This is a genomic window from Sunxiuqinia sp. (assembly GCF_055140945.1).
This window is the reverse complement of record NZ_JBSQYS010000004.1, coordinates 25,655-42,422: the sequence shown is the minus strand read 5'-3', so window position 1 is coordinate 42,422 and position 16,768 is coordinate 25,655. Positions and strand designations below refer to the sequence as shown.

The 16,768-nt window shown below is 43.9% G+C and carries 12 protein-coding genes; 4 read left to right on the top strand and 8 right to left on the bottom strand.

The features are described from left to right. Positions 1–18 precede the first annotated feature (18 nt). Positions 19–1,056 carry a dipeptide epimerase gene (locus ACTB00_RS02410; protein ID WP_463298353.1) on the top strand — a complete coding sequence of 346 codons (1,038 nt, stop codon included), beginning with the start codon at positions 19–21 and terminating at the stop codon, positions 1,054–1,056. 31 nt (positions 1,057–1,087) lie between these two features. Here the strand turns inward: ACTB00_RS02410 and ACTB00_RS02405 are convergent, their stop codons facing one another. Continuing rightward, positions 1,088–2,062 (bottom strand): polyprenyl synthetase family protein, encoded by a 975-nt coding sequence (locus ACTB00_RS02405; RefSeq protein WP_463298352.1) that lies wholly within the window; start codon positions 2,060–2,062, stop codon positions 1,088–1,090. A gap of 212 nt (positions 2,063–2,274) precedes the next feature. Between ACTB00_RS02405 and ACTB00_RS02400 the strand changes: the two genes are divergently transcribed. The 3 genes from ACTB00_RS02400 to polA all read left to right on the top strand — a co-directional run bounded on the left by ACTB00_RS02400 (position 2,275) and on the right by polA (position 5,917). Continuing rightward, positions 2,275–2,577 carry an ArsR/SmtB family transcription factor gene (locus ACTB00_RS02400; protein ID WP_159522188.1) on the top strand — a complete coding sequence of 101 codons (303 nt, stop codon included), beginning with the start codon at positions 2,275–2,277 and terminating at the stop codon, positions 2,575–2,577. A gap of 95 nt (positions 2,578–2,672) precedes the next feature. After that, positions 2,673–3,122, top strand: coding sequence for a 6-pyruvoyl trahydropterin synthase family protein (locus tag ACTB00_RS02395; protein WP_463298351.1), 450 nt, complete (start codon positions 2,673–2,675; stop codon positions 3,120–3,122). A gap of 11 nt (positions 3,123–3,133) precedes the next feature. Continuing rightward, on the top strand, positions 3,134–5,917 hold the full coding sequence (gene polA / locus ACTB00_RS02390; protein ID WP_463298350.1) for a DNA polymerase I: 2,784 nt from the start codon (positions 3,134–3,136) through the stop codon (positions 5,915–5,917). A gap of 130 nt (positions 5,918–6,047) precedes the next feature. Here polA and ACTB00_RS02385 read toward each other — a convergent pair whose 3' ends face one another. The 7 genes from ACTB00_RS02385 to ACTB00_RS02355 form a co-directional block, all read right to left on the bottom strand. Next, positions 6,048–7,625, bottom strand: coding sequence for a flavodoxin domain-containing protein (locus tag ACTB00_RS02385; protein WP_463298349.1), 1,578 nt, complete (start codon positions 7,623–7,625; stop codon positions 6,048–6,050). After that, positions 7,622–8,791 (bottom strand): PepSY-associated TM helix domain-containing protein, encoded by a 1,170-nt coding sequence (locus ACTB00_RS02380; RefSeq protein WP_463298348.1) that lies wholly within the window; start codon positions 8,789–8,791, stop codon positions 7,622–7,624. Before ACTB00_RS02380 ends, ACTB00_RS02385 begins: the two co-directional genes overlap by 4 nt. Positions 8,792–8,911: 120 nt before the next feature. Continuing rightward, positions 8,912–10,150 carry a DUF4374 domain-containing protein gene (locus ACTB00_RS02375; RefSeq protein WP_463298347.1) on the bottom strand — a complete coding sequence of 413 codons (1,239 nt, stop codon included), beginning with the start codon at positions 10,148–10,150 and terminating at the stop codon, positions 8,912–8,914. A gap of 37 nt (positions 10,151–10,187) precedes the next feature. Next, entirely contained in the window at positions 10,188–12,560 is a 2,373-nt protein-coding gene (locus ACTB00_RS02370) for a TonB-dependent receptor (protein WP_463298346.1), read from the bottom strand. Positions 12,561–12,986: 426 nt separating this feature from the next. Continuing rightward, a complete protein-coding gene (locus ACTB00_RS02365; protein WP_159522202.1) occupies positions 12,987–13,172 on the bottom strand; it encodes a YgaP family membrane protein in 186 nt (61 codons plus the stop codon). Positions 13,173–13,192: 20 nt separating this feature from the next. Beyond that, positions 13,193–13,504, bottom strand: coding sequence for a hypothetical protein (locus ACTB00_RS02360; RefSeq protein ID WP_463298345.1), 312 nt, complete (start codon positions 13,502–13,504; stop codon positions 13,193–13,195). 6 nt (positions 13,505–13,510) lie between these two features. Then, complete coding sequence (locus ACTB00_RS02355) at positions 13,511–16,762, bottom strand: efflux RND transporter permease subunit (protein WP_463298344.1); 3,252 nt, start codon at positions 16,760–16,762, stop codon at positions 13,511–13,513. Positions 16,763–16,768 lie beyond the last annotated feature (6 nt).

Here is a 16,768-nt window from a genome sequence, read left to right as displayed (position 1 = left end):
AAAATACAATGTGTAGCAATGAGCAAACAAGACAAATGTCTACAACTTCGGTTTAAACCATATCATCTCCAGTTAAAACATACGTTTACACTTGCTAAAAGTACGCGCGTGTCCACACCAACCATGTTAACGGAAATCGCTTACGATGGGATGGTGGGATATGGTGAAGCTTCCATGCCTCCTTACTTAGGTGAAAACCATGATACGGCAACCAGATTTCTACAATCTCTTAAACTGGATCAGTTCAAAGCCCCCTTTCAGCTAGAAGATATTTTAAGCTATGTAGACGAAATAGCTGAAGGTAATTGTGCTGCCAAAGCCTCCATCGATATTGCTTTGCACGACCTGATTGGAAGAATGAAGGATCAACCGTATTACAAAATCTGGGGATTCAATCCAAAAGATGCTCCCGATACATCATTCACAATAGGTATTGATACGCCGCAAGTCATTAAGCAAAAGCTAAAGGAGGCTGCTGGATTTAAGATTCTGAAAATAAAACTAGGCCTCGATAATGATAAGGAAATCATTGAAACCATCCGTTCGATGACCAATGTTCCAATTTGTGTTGATGCTAATCAGGGTTGGAAAGACAAGCAACAAGCTTTGGACATGACCCATTGGTTGAAAGCAAAAGGAGTTATCTTTATTGAACAGCCAATGCCCAAAAAAGCCTTGGAAGAAACAGCTTGGCTCAGCCAAAACAGCCCATTGCCAATTATTGCCGACGAAGCCGTACAACGATTAAATGACCTAAAGAAAATAAAGGGTGTTTATTCCGGAATCAACATCAAATTGATGAAATGTACGGGCATGCGTGAAGCGCACAAAATGATAACGCTCGCCCGGGAATTGGACATGAAAGTAATGATTGGCTGCATGACCGAAACATCATGTGGTATTTCAGCGGCAGCCCAATTATCACCAAAAGCGGACTGGGCTGATCTGGATGGAAATTTGTTGATCAGCAACGATCCGTTTATCGGCGTAAAAGTTAAAGATGGCAAAGTAATCCTGCTAAACAAACCCGGGATTGGAGTAAAAAAGCGGACTTAATAAAAACCTAAACACACCAATACAGCACAAATTATTTTTTGCGGGTCGTCACGTAATTGATCAGCTCAATCATCGCATTTCGAGAGTCGGTTTCCGGGAAATTGTTGATTTCGGATATCGCCCGGTCGCGGTAAAAATTCATTTGCTCGGTGGCATATTCCAGTCCGCCACGTTCAACAACGAGATTAACCAATTCCTGCACTTTTGAGGTGTTCTTGTTTTTACGCTTTACCTCACGCAAAATGCGACGTTTTTCTTTTTCTTCTGAATTGCTCAACACGTAAAGTAAAGGCAGCGTAATCTTTTTTTCCTTGATGTCGTTCCCGGTTGGTTTTCCCAGCAATCCTTTCGCCTGATAATCAAAAATATCATCCTTAATCTGGAAAGCAATCCCCGCATCAATCCCAATCCGGAACAATTTTTCAACCAACGATTCGTCATCCGATACCGACGCTGCTCCCATTGCCATGCTGGTTGCAATTAGCGAAGCTGTTTTTTTCTCAATAATTTCGAAATAAGTATCGTAATCAATGTCTAGTTTGCGACTTTTGCGCAATTGCAGTATTTCCCCCTCACTCATGTCTTTCACAGAGCGGCTGATCAGCTTCAGGAAATTGTAGTTCTCATTATCAATATTCAACAACATTCCCTTCGCCAAGATATAATCGCCCACCAAAACCGCCAGCTTATTTTTCCAGAGAGCATTAATCGAAAAACTACCGCGACGTTCATACGATTCGTCGACTACATCATCGTGCACCAGGGTAGCCGTGTGCAGCAACTCGATAGACGAGGCAGCCATGTATGTTGAATCGTTAAATTCACCAGTCATTTTAGCCGAAAGAAAAACAAACATCGGTCGCATTTGCTTCCCTTTCTTCCGCAGAATATAATTGATAATCAATGATAACAAGGGGATATCACTTTGAATAGTCTTTTTGAAGTAGTCTTCAAATTGATTCAACTCATCTTTTATGGGTTTCTGAATGATATCCAAAGAGGTCATTTGTTCCGTGTTTTGAACCGTTCAAAAATAGCAAATTAATTAGGTTTTCGGCTAATATATTAAAGTCATACACAAAATAATAAGGTCTTTGTTCATCGGAAAGTTAGCTATCAAGTGTTTGTATTCATTCTAAAAAATAAAACCACCTAAATTTTTATTTTAGAAGAAATTAAATATTTATATATTTGCATTTGTAATTAATAAATAATACAATGCAGTTTAAAGAACTAGATGCTGATCGGCTTGACACCGCTGCCAATATGCTAAAAGCGATTGCGCATCCAATGCGTATAGCTATACTCAAGCATCTTGAAGGGGGTAAAAAATTAACCGTTACCCAAATCCATGAACTTTTAGGGATTGAGCAGTCAACGACGTCGCATCACTTAGGTATTTTAAAAGACAAAGGAGTTTTATGCTCGCGCCGCGAAGGTAAGAATACTTTCTACTACTTGAAGCACGATGTTCTAAGTCAGGTTGTTGACTGCCTGGAACGCTGTACCTGTGGAGAATAATAGCGACAAACAACATATTTTGGAAAGCCGGCTTTTTGTCGGCTTTTTTATTTATTGGAGGGAAGTTCTTAATTTCACCCTCTCAAATTTGAATCATGGCAAAAATCAGAGTTACCAAGCAATTTGGATTCGAAATGTCTCATGCACTATCCAATTACGATGGCTTATGTCGTAATATTCACGGGCATTCGTATAAATTACAAATTACCCTCATCGGCAAACCACTTAATAAAGAAGGAGATCCAAAGGATGGAATGGTCATCGATTTTAGTATCTTAAAAAAGCTGGTTAAAAAGCACATTGTGGAACCCTTTGATCATTCACTCATGATTAATAACCTCGCAGCACACGATAAGCTGATTGAACTGGGCGAAATGTACGAACGTCAGCACTTGGTCAACTTTCAACCAACGACCGAAAATATGGTTATTTTTATAGCCGAGAAGCTAAAAAAACTATTGCCTGAACATCTTGAATTATTTAGCGTTCGACTTTATGAAACCACCAATTCATTTGCCGAATGGTTTGCCTCCGATAACCAGTAAAACAGAACATCATGCCTGAACAAAACGACAATAACCACCGCCTTTTTCTGCTCGACGCCTATGCGTTAATCTATCGTTCGTATTTTGCGTTTATCAAAAACCCACGATTTAACTCCAAAGGATTGAATACCTCGACCATGATGGGCTTCGTCAATTCGCTGGAGATGTTGCTCAATAAAGAAAACCCGACACACATCGCCGTTGTGTTTGATGTGCATGCCCCCACTTTCAGGCACGAAATGTACACCGAGTACAAAGGTACCCGCGATGAGATGCCGGAAGATATTCGGACAGCTATTCCATGGGTGCGAAAAATTATTGAAGCTTACAACATCCCAATCCTCGAAAAAGAAGGCTTTGAGGCTGATGATGTTATTGGAACATTGGCTAAAAGAGCCGAAAAAGAAGGCTACAAAACTTACATGATGACTCCCGACAAAGACTATGCACAGCTAGTTTCGGAAAATATTTTCATGTACAAGCCGGGTCGCGCCGGAAACGACGTGGAAGTATGGGGAGTGGAAGAGGTGAAAAAGAAATTTGAGATCGAACGTCCGGAGCAAGTCATCGATATTTTAGGCTTGATGGGCGACAGTTCAGACAACATCCCCGGGTGCCCCGGAATAGGACCGAAAACTGCTATGAAACTGATCTCTACTTATCACTCTGTTGATGGCATTTACGAGCATATTGATGAGTTGAAAGGCAAGCAAAAAGAGAACCTTGTAAACTTCGAGGAACAAGTCAGGTTGTCGCGTAAATTGGTTGAAATTATTCAGGATGTGCCGGTTGAGTTCGACGAAAAAGCACTGACTAAAGATGAGGCAAACATTGAAGAACTTCGGAATATATATAACGAACTTGAATTTAAGGCATTGGCACAAAAACTTGGTGCGCCAAAGCAAAAGGCAGAACCGAGTTTTGAGCAGGGAACACTATTTGGCGGAAGCGAAGGATCTGAACAAGTTGTTCGCCAGGATTTAGTGAATTTGGAAAACACACCCCACAACTATTTTTTGGTTGAAAATGCCATGCAGCGCGCCAGCCTGCGCGCCGAACTTTCAGTGCAGGAAGAGTTTTGTTTCGACACTGAAACAACAGGATTGGACACGCATACAGCAGAACTGGTTTGTCTTTCATTCGCTTTTAAAAAAGGAGAAGCGTATTGTGTGACTTTACCTACAAAGCGCGAAGATGCTCAAAAAATAGTTGAAGAATTCCGCTTGATTTTTGAAGATGAAAACGTGCGCAAAATCGGACAAAACATCAAGTATGATATCCTGATGTTGAAGCACTACAACGTTGAAGTAAAAGGCCCGATTTACGATACCATGATTGCACATTATCTTATTCAACCCGAATTGCGCCACAACCTCGATTACCTGTGCGAAACTTATCTGGGATACCAAAAAGTAGAAACCGAAGACCTGATTGGCAAAAAAGGCAAAAAGCAGCAGAGCATGCGACAAGTTCCGGTTGAAAAGCTGAAGGATTATGCCTGCGAAGATGCGGATTTGACCCTGCAACTAAAACTAGCCATTGATCCTGAATTGGATAAAACCGGCGTTCGTTCGGTATTCGAAAAAATTGAAATGCCACTGATTCCTGTTTTGGCCGACATGGAAATGGCCGGTGTGACGCTCAACACCAAAGAATTAGATATTTTTGCAGACAAGCTTCGCGAACAGCTAATTACCCTTGAAAAAGACATTAAAGATTTGGCAGGCGAAGATTTTAATGTCTCGTCGCCAAAACAACTGGGACCCATTCTGTTTGAAAAACTAAACATCGTTAACAAGGCCAGAAAAACGAAGACCAAGCAATATTCCACCGCCGAAGATGTGCTGAGCAAATTGGTTGACAAACATCCGATTATTCCCAAAATATTGGAATTTCGTGGATTGAAAAAATTGCTTTCAACCTACGTTGAAGCCTTGCCACAATTAGTAAATAGCCGCACCGGAAAGATCCATACCAGCTACAACCAGGCCATTGCTGCAACAGGGCGATTGAGTTCCACCAATCCGAACTTACAAAACATCCCGATTCGGGACGAAGAAGGTCGTGAAATCAGAAAAGCGTTTACTGCTTCAAATGAAAACCATGTGTTTTTGTCGGCCGACTATTCGCAAATTGAATTGCGCATTATGGCTGCATTGAGCAAAGATGAAAATCTGTTGGAGGCTTTTAATAACAAGCAGGATGTTCACTCAACAACAGCTTCAAAAATCTATAAAGTTGCTTTGGATGAAGTGACTTCCGATATGCGGCGAAAAGCCAAGACTGCCAACTTTGGAATCATCTACGGCATCTCAGCTTTTGGTTTGTCTGAACGTCTTAACATTTCGCGCACCGAGGCCAAGGAGTTGATCGATGGCTATTTTGAAAACTTCAGCCGCGTGAAAGAGTTCATGGACGAAAGTATTAATGTGGCTCGTGATCACGGCTATGTGGAAACCATCAAAGGTCGTCGTCGATATTTGAAAGATATTAATTCGGCCAATGCGGTGGTTCGGGGTGTTGCCGAGCGAAACGCCATCAATGCTCCCATCCAGGGATCGGCCGCCGACATCATCAAACTGGCCATGATCAACATCTGGAACGCACTGAACGAACAAAAACTACAAGCTAAAATGATTTTACAGGTACATGATGAACTGAACTTCGACGTACCTAAAGATGAACTGGATCAGGTGAAAGAAATTGTAAAACAACAAATGGAGCATGCCGTGGAGATTGGACTTCCGCTAACCGTGGAAATGGATGCAGGAGCCAATTGGATGGAGGCTCATTAAATTCTTTTAGTGGTTTACGATTCGCTTTTACAATTCCGGCTGTTTGCGTTGAATAATTAGCAGTCGGAATCCCCGAACCCAGGAAAAAGGCGAAGACTTTTCGTTCGCGTTCTCTTAGAGTCTCTATGGATTAATACACACTTTCGCGATAGCAGCCAGACCATTGTAGTTTTTCAAAAAGCGCTTCCGGTTGCTGATCGCTTGTTTGTGCCAGAATTTGCTTCAAAGTTTCCCGCACCCCTTTGCCCATGCCTTTTGAACCGCACACGTAAATGTGAGCCTCCTGGTTGAGCCATTCCGACACTTGCTGCTGTTTTTCCAGCAACACATCTTGGACGTACTTTTTACTGGCGCCGGTTCGTGACGACACAAAATCGACCTCGCAGCAAGCAGCCTCACGGGCATAGGTCTGAAACTCCTGATAATACCGATGCCCGGAGTGGTGGTTTTGTTCTCCCCAAATCATCCATACTTTTGCCGGTGACTTTTCTTGCTGTATGTGTTGTAAGAATGCGCGAAAAGGGGCAATCCCCGTTCCTGCCCCGATAAACAAAAACGGTTTTTGGGAGTCTTGAGGTAGATAGAAATCCGGATTGCTGACATGCCTGAACCGGATGGAATCGCCCACTGCCAACGTTTCGTTCGTGTAGGCCGATGCGGCTCCCACATGCACCCGGTCGTTGAATTCAAAACGAACAGATTTAACAATCAGATCCAATTGATGAGTTCCCTTGTACTGGCAGTTTGAAATGGAATACTGTCGGTAATGAATGGGAGGTAACAGGTTAATCAAGGTGGAAGCATTAATTGCTGCCGGAAAGTCCATCAGCATATCCAGCACATTGGCTTTTTGCAGGTAACGACCAAGCTCCTCTTTTTGATCGAGAAAAGCCAGCAGCTTTGTCTGGTTTGTTTGGTGGGCATATGCCTGAAAGGTTGCTATGCTCAGCCTGCAAATCTCTTTTTCATTAACCAGCGCGGATTGAAAATCGGTGGTGTCCAATTGCTTGCTGATGGACATGGCGAGCCAGACCGGGTTTTGCGGCTGCAACTCAACCAGGTCGCCCGGCATGAACTCCAATGGTTGATCCTCCATTCCGATTTCGATGTGGTAGGTCGGGTTATCGTCAGCATCGGTAGACAATAATATGGCTCGTTTGATGGTACCCGTGTTGGCATTTTTCTGGCTCAGACTGACGAGCTGTTCCTGTTGCGAGGAGGATTTTTTCCCGCTTACCAGCTCAGTTACCTGCTTGATCCAATCTGCTGCGGGATCGGCAAAAGCTTCATCGCAGTCGACACGAGGATGGAAAGCCGTGGCGCCAAGATTATTTAACCGGCGCTCCATGATTTTACCGGCCTCACAGTATTGCTCGTAACTGGTGTCGCCCAAAGCGCAAATGGAATATTGAAGTTCTGATAACCGGGGTTGGTCGGCAGCATGCAATTGCCTGAAGAACTTTCGGGCACTAACCGGTGGCTCTCCATCATCGTAGGTACTAATGACAATCAGCACCCGGCTTACTTGCTGGAGGACAACCGGACTGACATTAGAAAGCTTGGTGCAGTAAGTCTTCAGCTGTCGATGATTCAGCTGTTTCTCCATCTCCTGCGCTACCTGTTTAGAATTTCCGGATTTGGTCCCATACAAGATCAGCAGCGTGTCTGGTGATAGCTTCTTTTTTCTATTGATTAAAAAACGCATCATGAATCGGATAAGCGGGTGGATAAACGTAACCGTTGTTGTTTGCTCTTGCGGCGTTTCTTGTACCAGATGATGAAACCGGTAACCGGCAGTGAAGCACCAATCAGGGCGGCAATAAAAGCCAGAATTTTTCCGGTTTTACCCAGCACCGCGCCAGTATGGATATCGTAGTTCATGGCGATGAGTTTTTCTCCCCGACTCAGGTCTGCAAAGCCCTTGGAATGGAGCAACTCACCCGAATATTTATCGTACTGCTCCTGATAGGCCTGGTAATACACCGAAGACTCGTTCTTCACAAAAACACGAATGACACCCGCACTGTCGGGCGAAGCCGGGTAGACATTAACCGAATATGCCTCAGTGTGCTCTTTTCGGACTTGCTGATAAACCGTAGAATAGGTCTGGGGACGAAACTGCTGATCATCAAATGCAGAAGCTACCGCTACTTTTTCAGGGGGTGCCGTGCTTAGGTTGGCTACAGCATACACCAACATCATAAACCATTTGAACGCCCACACCATACCGGTAAGAGACAGAATAATATTAACCGGAAGCATGTAAAATCCCAATACGTTGTGCAGATCGTAATTCAACACTTTGCCGCTCGACCGGGTATTGATGGCATATCCTTTTTTTCCCTTGCGGAAGGGCCACCATAAATACAGCCCGGTAAGTAAGCTAATCAAAAAGACCACCACAGTAAAAGCTACAATGGGCTGACCGTATTCCGTATTCAACAAGAAGCTCCAGTGAAACATTTTGACCAAATGGAAAAATTCCCACTTGTGATTCATTACATCAACGACTTCCCCCGAGTAGGGATTCACATAGGCTATGTAATCATATTTCAACCATTGATTATAGGTCACTCCTTCGCTGTCGTAGTGGTAGGCTTTAAATGACCAATTGCGGTTTTTGTCCTTGTAACAAGTACCATAGCTGATAGGATATTCTTCACCCAGGCCTTTCTGGGCGTTCTCCCACAATTCGTTCAATGGCAACGGCTGGGCTATTTCATTGGTATTCGCATTGTACAACTGGTCGTGATGGATGGCCTGGAACAATTCTTCCTTGAAGGCATAGAAGGCTCCGCTGATGCAGATCAGAAAAATCAGGATGCCGGAGGTGAGTCCCAACCACAAATGTATTTTTCGAAATAATTGCCCCATGATCTATTGGGTTTATTGACTCATATACCCGGAAACAAAAAGGGATAAGCCCTAATTGTTGCCGGGTGTTATGAATTGATATGAGAATTCTCTAACTAGTGATGATATGAAAAAGTGTTTTTAGTATTTGAAGATTCCCTGAACGTCGATACCCTCGATTTGGGCTCCCCGCTCAGCTGTTACCGTTTCAGGATCAACCTGGTAGATGTACCATTCACTTTCAGTGCCTACAACCTGATAAACCAAGCCGTTTTCAACATAGTAAGGAGTCATGTACTGACCACGATGAACAGGGATCGACTCAACCAACTCGAAGGTTTGTGCTTCCAGATCGATGACAGCTGTTTCCATCACCAGGTAGTCTCCAAAAGCAGCCCACGAAGCATCAATGGCATCGTTTTCCAGGCTCACGACCTTAACCACCGCTTTGTTGTTTCCTACATAGACACCACTCAATACTTTGTAACCCTGTTCTTCGATATTGAAGAAATAATCGCTGTCGAAAGCCTGCTCGCCTGCATTGATCTTCAGGATTCCTGACGGCTTGGTTGTTTGTGTAAAGCCGGCAGCCAGTGAACTGGAGGAAAGCGTGTAATGATCTCCGTTTTCATTTTCAAGGATAGCCGGTTGAGAAGCATAGTAGCCAACAGATCCGGTGCGGTCGTCGGAAAAGTAACCTTGATATTCAAACTCAGGGTAAGAGAACACACTCACGATAGCCGAGTCTGTATTGGGTGTTCCCCAGGTGTCGCCGTACAGGGAGTAGCTAGATACATACAACTTGTCTCCCGCCACATAAGCGCCCGTTGGCCAGGCATTCAGCTGTACTCCTTCTTCATCGTATGATTCATAAATCGGGTGCGAGACATTCCTTTCAATCGCCACATTATTGGCATCAATCAGCTGGATCTGACAATCGTAAGAGCCACCACCCCAGGGAGCTCCAATACCAATAATGTAGTCATCATCTACCGGAGAAAGCATGTCTAGCCGGTCAAACAATAGCTTGTCATCGAATATCAGGCTACCATCCTGCACCTGGTAGGACATGACCTCGTTTAGCGTATAGCCTACGGAGAAATATTTGTCGCCAGCCGAAGTAAAATACGACCATCCGGATTGCTCTTCACCCTGCCCATCTGCAGAAATCACTCCCGACATCAAATCGTCGTGTGTCAACAAGTAATCAGCCGAGGCATCACCATCGCTGGCCCGCAAGGCAACCACATAACCGGTTGCTTCCTCTTCCTCCTCCGGTTCATCGACAACCGGATCATCCTCTGTACAGGAAGTCATTCCCATCGTTCCCAACAGCAGCGATAATAGTAAAATGGCTTGTTGTGTATTTAAAATTTTCATCTTGTTTTAATTTTTAATGGTTATTTATTTGTTTCTATTATTTGTCTAAGAAATAGCTCAGCTTGATGTTGAAAGCCCTACCCGGTTTTTGCATGTTAAAATTATCGTAGGCCAGGTTATCAGTCAGGTTGGTACATGCCAGCGAAATGTTATACTGGCCGTTATCCAATTGATAGGAAACCGAGAGGTCGTGCAGCAATTGCCGGGGAATGGTGAACTTGGAACGGGCGTTACCCTGGCTGGGCCATTTCCAATAAAACTCATCCACGAACAAGGTGTTCCACGTGACTGACAAGCGGCTGCGGTTCACACCAACATTGTCGAATTGAAAGCCCAGGTTCGCATTCGCAAACAGCGTTGGCTGGTTGGGTAAAAGGTCGCGATACAGATGATCGTTTTTATTGTTGTTGGTGTTGTGTTGGCGGGTCAGACTTCCTGAAAAGTTGATTAGCTGTTTGTAATGATACTGAGCATTGATCTCAACGCTGCTCAGCTTAACAGCCTCCTGGTTAATGTAATTGGAATTGACCGGATTAGATGCGTCCTGTCGAATATAGTCCTTGGCAGTCCGGTAGAGATAGCCTCCCTCCAAACCGAAAAGGTGCTCATTCACCCGCTTGGAGACAATGAACCCAGCATTCAGGTTATTGCTGCTCTCGGGTTTCAGTTCGGTATTAGGCTTAATCGTCAATCCGTTACCAAAAATCTCCTCCCCATCGGGCAGGCGGTAGGTGCGCTCGTACGACACTTTGATCTGCGACCACTCATTGAAATGAAAAGTGGAGGCCACTCCATATCCGTTTTTCAGTTGACTTTCGTCGTATTCGAGGGTATAATCTTCCGTTTCTTCATCTTCAATCACCGTGTGGTACTGAATGGCAAACAGCTTATAAAAAGCCACTGTTTTTAACTTTTGCTGAAATAAACTGAATTGATAGGCTGCTGCCGAAATATTTTTTGCAATGGTATTGGGTTTGTAAAACGGTGTAAATTCGCGGTCGACCAAGGGATTCTCTCCTTGCCGACTGAAATAATGATAGCTGTTATTAAGCGAAACCGATTGCGCTGGACTAATAGCGTATCTGAGATTGACCGACGATTGGGTAACCCAGTCATCATAGGTTAGCAAAGTTTTGTAATAGCTGAACTCGCCGTGGTTGGCATCAATACGTTCGGTGGTTTCACCCAACCAGTTATATTCCACCGAAGCGGTGTCAATATTGGTTAACTGCCGATTTAGCAGCATGGCGTTAGCTGTTACATCCAGCCCTTCCGTAAACAGGTTTTGCTTCTTGTATTTGAATACAGGCATAACCAGTTGCTCTTCATCACGTACTTCACCAAACACTTTAGTCAGATTGTAGCCGTGCTGAATTTCATTATCGTTGGATGACAAGGTGATGCCCAGTGACAATTGATCGGCAAAAGCTTTGTCATTGATTCCCAGCTCAACGGTTCCGGCCTGCGACTGGTAAGCGTCATGGAAACGACGTACATCCAGCAATTCTGCCTTCCCGGTGGTATTGCCGGCACGGATCACCTCCATGTCATGCATCACATAGTTGTTGTCAGAATAGTTAAAAAACAGGCTGGCTCTTAAGAATATGTCTGACTTTGGAAAGTGAACACCACCGAGTAAGGATGCCCGATGGGTATTGAACGACCCGAAGCTGTATGACGCATTGAGATAATCCTTCACATTCTGTTGCGTGGTAATATTAACGGCTCCCCCCAGAGCATCGGACCCTAAATGAATGGGCACCACTCCCTTGTACACTTCAATACCGGAAATCATATTCACCGGGATATTGTTCAGCGAAAGGGATGATCCAAAATGATCCATGGGAATACCATCCAGGAAGAACTTGACTTGCTTACCAGTGAAGCCGTTCAGTGAAAAGCTCATACTACTTCCCAATCCTCCGGTTTCACGAATGCGCACTCCGGAAATTCGTCCCAGTACTTGATTCACATCCAGATTTTGTATCTTCAGTGGTTGGGCATCGATGGCGGCAATGGTAAACGCCTGTTCTCGCAGCAAGGTGGTTTTACTTTTACCTGAGACCATCACTTCGTTCAGGGCTACCTGGTCTTCGACAAGCTGCTCATTTACCGTATAGGTTTTTCCCGGTGAGAGGAATAATTCCACTTCCCTTGTTTCGTAGCCGATGGATTGAATAACCAGGGTAATCAGCCCACTTTGCTGCAACCGGAGAAAAAAATGCCCTTGCTCATCGGCAGCCGCTCCCTGCGACTGGGTTTTTACCACCACAGACGAATACGGCAAAGGTTCCCCCTGGCTGTCGGCAATGAAGCCCTGAATGATAGCTGGCTGGCTTTGTGCCCAAGCCATGCTGCTAATGAATAAAGCCAACAAGATTCCAATTAACTGAATTCCTCCTCTGATCATAGATGTCAAGTTGCTGATGAATTTTTCTAGGGTCAAAAATAGAGGTATCTGAGATGGTCGACAATCCCCAATAATTGGGATTTTATCGCGTGAGGATACAGGAATGTTAGGACAAACACACACTTACCACCTCATAATGAATTAATTATGCAGATAAAATACGAATAGGAAATGTGAGAAATCCATCTTGCAGAAGCGATTGCGATGCTGAAAGAGTATCCTTTACAACCGCTGATCATTATTTTTAAGGATTTCGATTGGCTTTATTGAATCGGTAAGATCCAAATGATTGGGGATAAAAGAAACTAGCGGGCCACTTGCCAGGAGCCGATCTCAACTCAAAGCAGCTACAAATCCCCGAACCCCCGACACAAAAAAAGCGCGGACTTTTCATCCGCGCTTTCTTAAAATCTCAGTTATATGAATCTATTCTTTCACCCCCGCTTTTTTCAGAATCATCTCCAGCGGGCAAAATTTGGTGAACGACGACTGAAACAGGTTTAGTCCCACAAAAGCCGCTAAAAATAGCCAGTTGATATCAACTGTGATGGCCAGAATTAAGCTCAGCGAAACCATAAAACCGGCAACAGCCCGTACTATTCGTTCTCTCATATCCGTTTCATTTTTAAAAATTATACAAACTTTTCCACTCCAACGATGTATGCATTCATCGGGCTCATTGCGTCAATACTGTGATTGAATTCATCAATCCGTTCCAACAGCCTATTCGCTTTGTCTTCGGCTAAAAAGGTAAACGAAACCATATAGTTGTATGGGTTTTTCCGGGAGCCAAACCAGTTTGCAAAATCAGTATTGCCATCGGCTTGCTCCATAAAACCTTCCACATCCATCTCGCTGTAAGCACTGATCTTTATCGATTTAAAAATCTGCTGCAATTCATGGTGGTAGGCCTTTACACATTGAATAATTACAAATTTCATCATACTTGTTTATTTTATTGGTTCGTTAGAAATTTCATCATCTGATTCGGTAACAACCTCTTCTTCCTCCACCGGATATTTCTTCTTCTCCGTCATGTAATAAATCAGCGGAACGATTACCAGTGTCAGCACAGTTGAAGCAATGGTTCCACCCATCAACGAAATGGCAAGTCCCTGAAAAATTGGGTCGAATAAAATAACAACAGCTCCAATCACAACCGTTCCGGCAGTTAACAGAATTGGTGTTGTTCGTACTGCTCCCGCCTCAAGCACTGCTTCTTTTAGCGGTACGCCATCACTAAGCCGCAGATTGATAAAGTCAATCAGCAAGATGGAGTTTCGAACCATAATTCCGGCTAAGGCAATCGCACCAATCATGGATGTTGCGGTAAAAAAAGCGCCCATCATCCAGTGGCCAATTAAAATTCCGACCAATGAAAGTGGTATCGCCACCATCATCACAAAAGGTACTTTGAAGTTCTGAAACCAACCAATGATCAGCATGTAAATAACCAGTAGTACCACGGCAAAGGCAGTTCCCAGATCGCGAAATACTTCGTAAGTAATTTGCCACTCACCATCCCATTTCAGGCTATAGTCGTCTTGTGTAAAAGGTTGCTGTGTAAATTCTTCATTCAGCGTGTAACCTTCCGGCAGTTGAATTTGATCCAAATGATCAGACATGTTCAGAATTCCATAAACCGGACTTTCCAATTCTCCGGCAATATCGGCCGTTACATAAACCACCCGCTTCTGATTTTTGCGATAAATACTTTTATCCTGTATCCCTTTTTCAATATCAACCACATCTCCCAGAGCAACCATTTGCCCGGTTTGGCTCATGATATTGACCTTTTTCAGATCCTCAATATTCGAACGCTCATTTTCTTTGAAGCGAAGGACAATACCAATTTGCTCATGCTCTTTTTCCTGATAAAGCTGTGTCACCTCATGACCACCTAAAGCCATTTGTAAACTATGAACCACTTGCCGGGTTGATAGTCCCATCAAAGCTGCTTTTTCTTTCTGTACATTGAATTTATATTCTTCCTGATCGCTCTCCATATGCCAATCGATATCAACCACATCGGCTGTTTGAGCAAATAAGTCTTTCACCTGGCTAGCGACATCCATTTGAGTATCATAATCAGGTCCGTACACTTCAGCAACCAATGTTGACATAACTGGAGGACCCGGTGGTACCTCAACAACTTTCACATTGGCATTAAACCTTTTCGCCAGCTTTTGAAGCTCTGGCCGCATGATCTTTGCGATATCATGACTCTGCAAATCGCGGTCTCCTTTATCGGTGAGATTTACTTGAATATCGGCAACGTTTGAACCACTGCGTAAGTCGTAATGACGAACCAAACCATTAAAGTTCATGGGAGAAGCTGTTCCCACATAAGTCTGGTAATCCACCACATTTTCCTGCTGTGCAATGTAGGCTGCCAATTCTTTAGCAACAGCAGCCGTGCGCTCAAGTGTAGTTCCTTCGGGCATATCAACAATTACCTGAAACTCGTTTTTATTATCAAATGGAAGCATTTTTACTGTCACCATTTCAAAATACACCAAGGTCATTGATCCCAGCAACAGCACCGTCACCCCAATGATAAATCCCCAGCGTTTAAAACCTGAGTTCAACATGGGTTTCATGGTTTTGCTATACATGCGATAGATTAGCGAATCTTCGAGCTTGAATTCCTTTTTATGGTCGCCTTCCTTTTCGTTAAATCGAAGTAAGCGATAGGCTAAAAATGGCGTAATCGTTAAAGCAACCAGCAAAGAGAAAATCATGGCAATGGATGCTCCGATGGGCATTGGGCTCATATAAGGTCCCATCAAACCTGAAACAAAAACCATCGGCAAAACCGCAGCAATTACTGTAAATGTGGCCAAAATAGTTGGATTTCCCACTTCATCGATCGATCGAATAGCCGCCTGAATAAAAGGCAGTTTCTTCATCTTAAAGTGTCGGTGCATATTTTCAGCAATAATAATGGAGTCGTCCACCACAATTCCGGTCACAAATACCAGCGCGAACAGTGTAATCCGGTTTAAGGTGTAATCCAGAAAGTAGTATGCAAACATGGTGAGTGCAAAGGTGATGGGTACTGAAAGAAAAACCACTAACCCACCGCGCCATCCCATGGCCAACATCACTACAAAGGTTACAGCAACAATGGCTCCCATCAGGTGCATCAGTAATTCCGACACCTTGTGCGAGGCTGTCTCTCCATAGTTTCGGGTTACATCTACATGCACATCCGATGGAATGAGTGTTTGCTCCAAGTGACTGATTTTCTCCAGGATCTGATCCGAGACTTTCATGGCATCGGCTCCGCGGCGCTTGGCTACAGAAATGGTTACGGCCGGATATTCACCTTGAAATGTTTCCTTTTGCTCATTAATCTTTCCATAACCAAAATTCACATATTGAATGGGTTCTTGTGGACCATCCAAAATTTCAGCAACCTGCTTCAGATACACCGGACTACCATTGTGAATGCCGACCACCAGGTTAGCAACATCATCCGAAGTTTTCAGAAATTCACCTGCTTCAACCAGGTATTCATTATCGTTATTATTGAATGATCCGGCGTTGAATTGCTCGTTGGCCAACTGAATTTTCTGCGCAATACTCAGGGCATCCACATGAAATCCGGCCATCTGTTCATTATTCAACACCACACGAATCTGGCGCGAACGACCTCCGATAACTTTGGTTTCCGAAACATCGTTCACCTGTTCAATCTCGTTGTTCACTTCCTGAGCAATTCGTTTCAATTCAAAATCGTTGTAGTTTTCGCTCCAAAAGGTCAGCCCCAACACCGGCACATCATCAATCGACCGTGTTTTCACTAAAGGCAAACTCGTTCCCTTAGGCATTTGGTCCATGTGTTTCATAATCTCGTTGTACATTTTTACCAACGAGCGCTCCACATCTTCACCTACGTAAAACTGAACAATTAACATGGCCTGACCCGGCATGGACGTGGAATATACATATTCAACGCCCGGAATATTAGCCACCACTTTTTCCAGTGGCTGCATCACGCGTGATTCAATTTCCTGAGGACTGGCTCCCGGATACCGAAAAAAGATATCCGCAATGGGAACATCAATCTGGGGTTCTTCCTCCCGGGGCGTTAAGTAAGAGCTGTAGATGCCGATTGCCAAAAATGCAACCATCAACAGCGGAGTCAGTTTTGAATTTATAAATAGTTTGGCGATACCGCCTGCAAATCCTGTCTTCATGTTTCT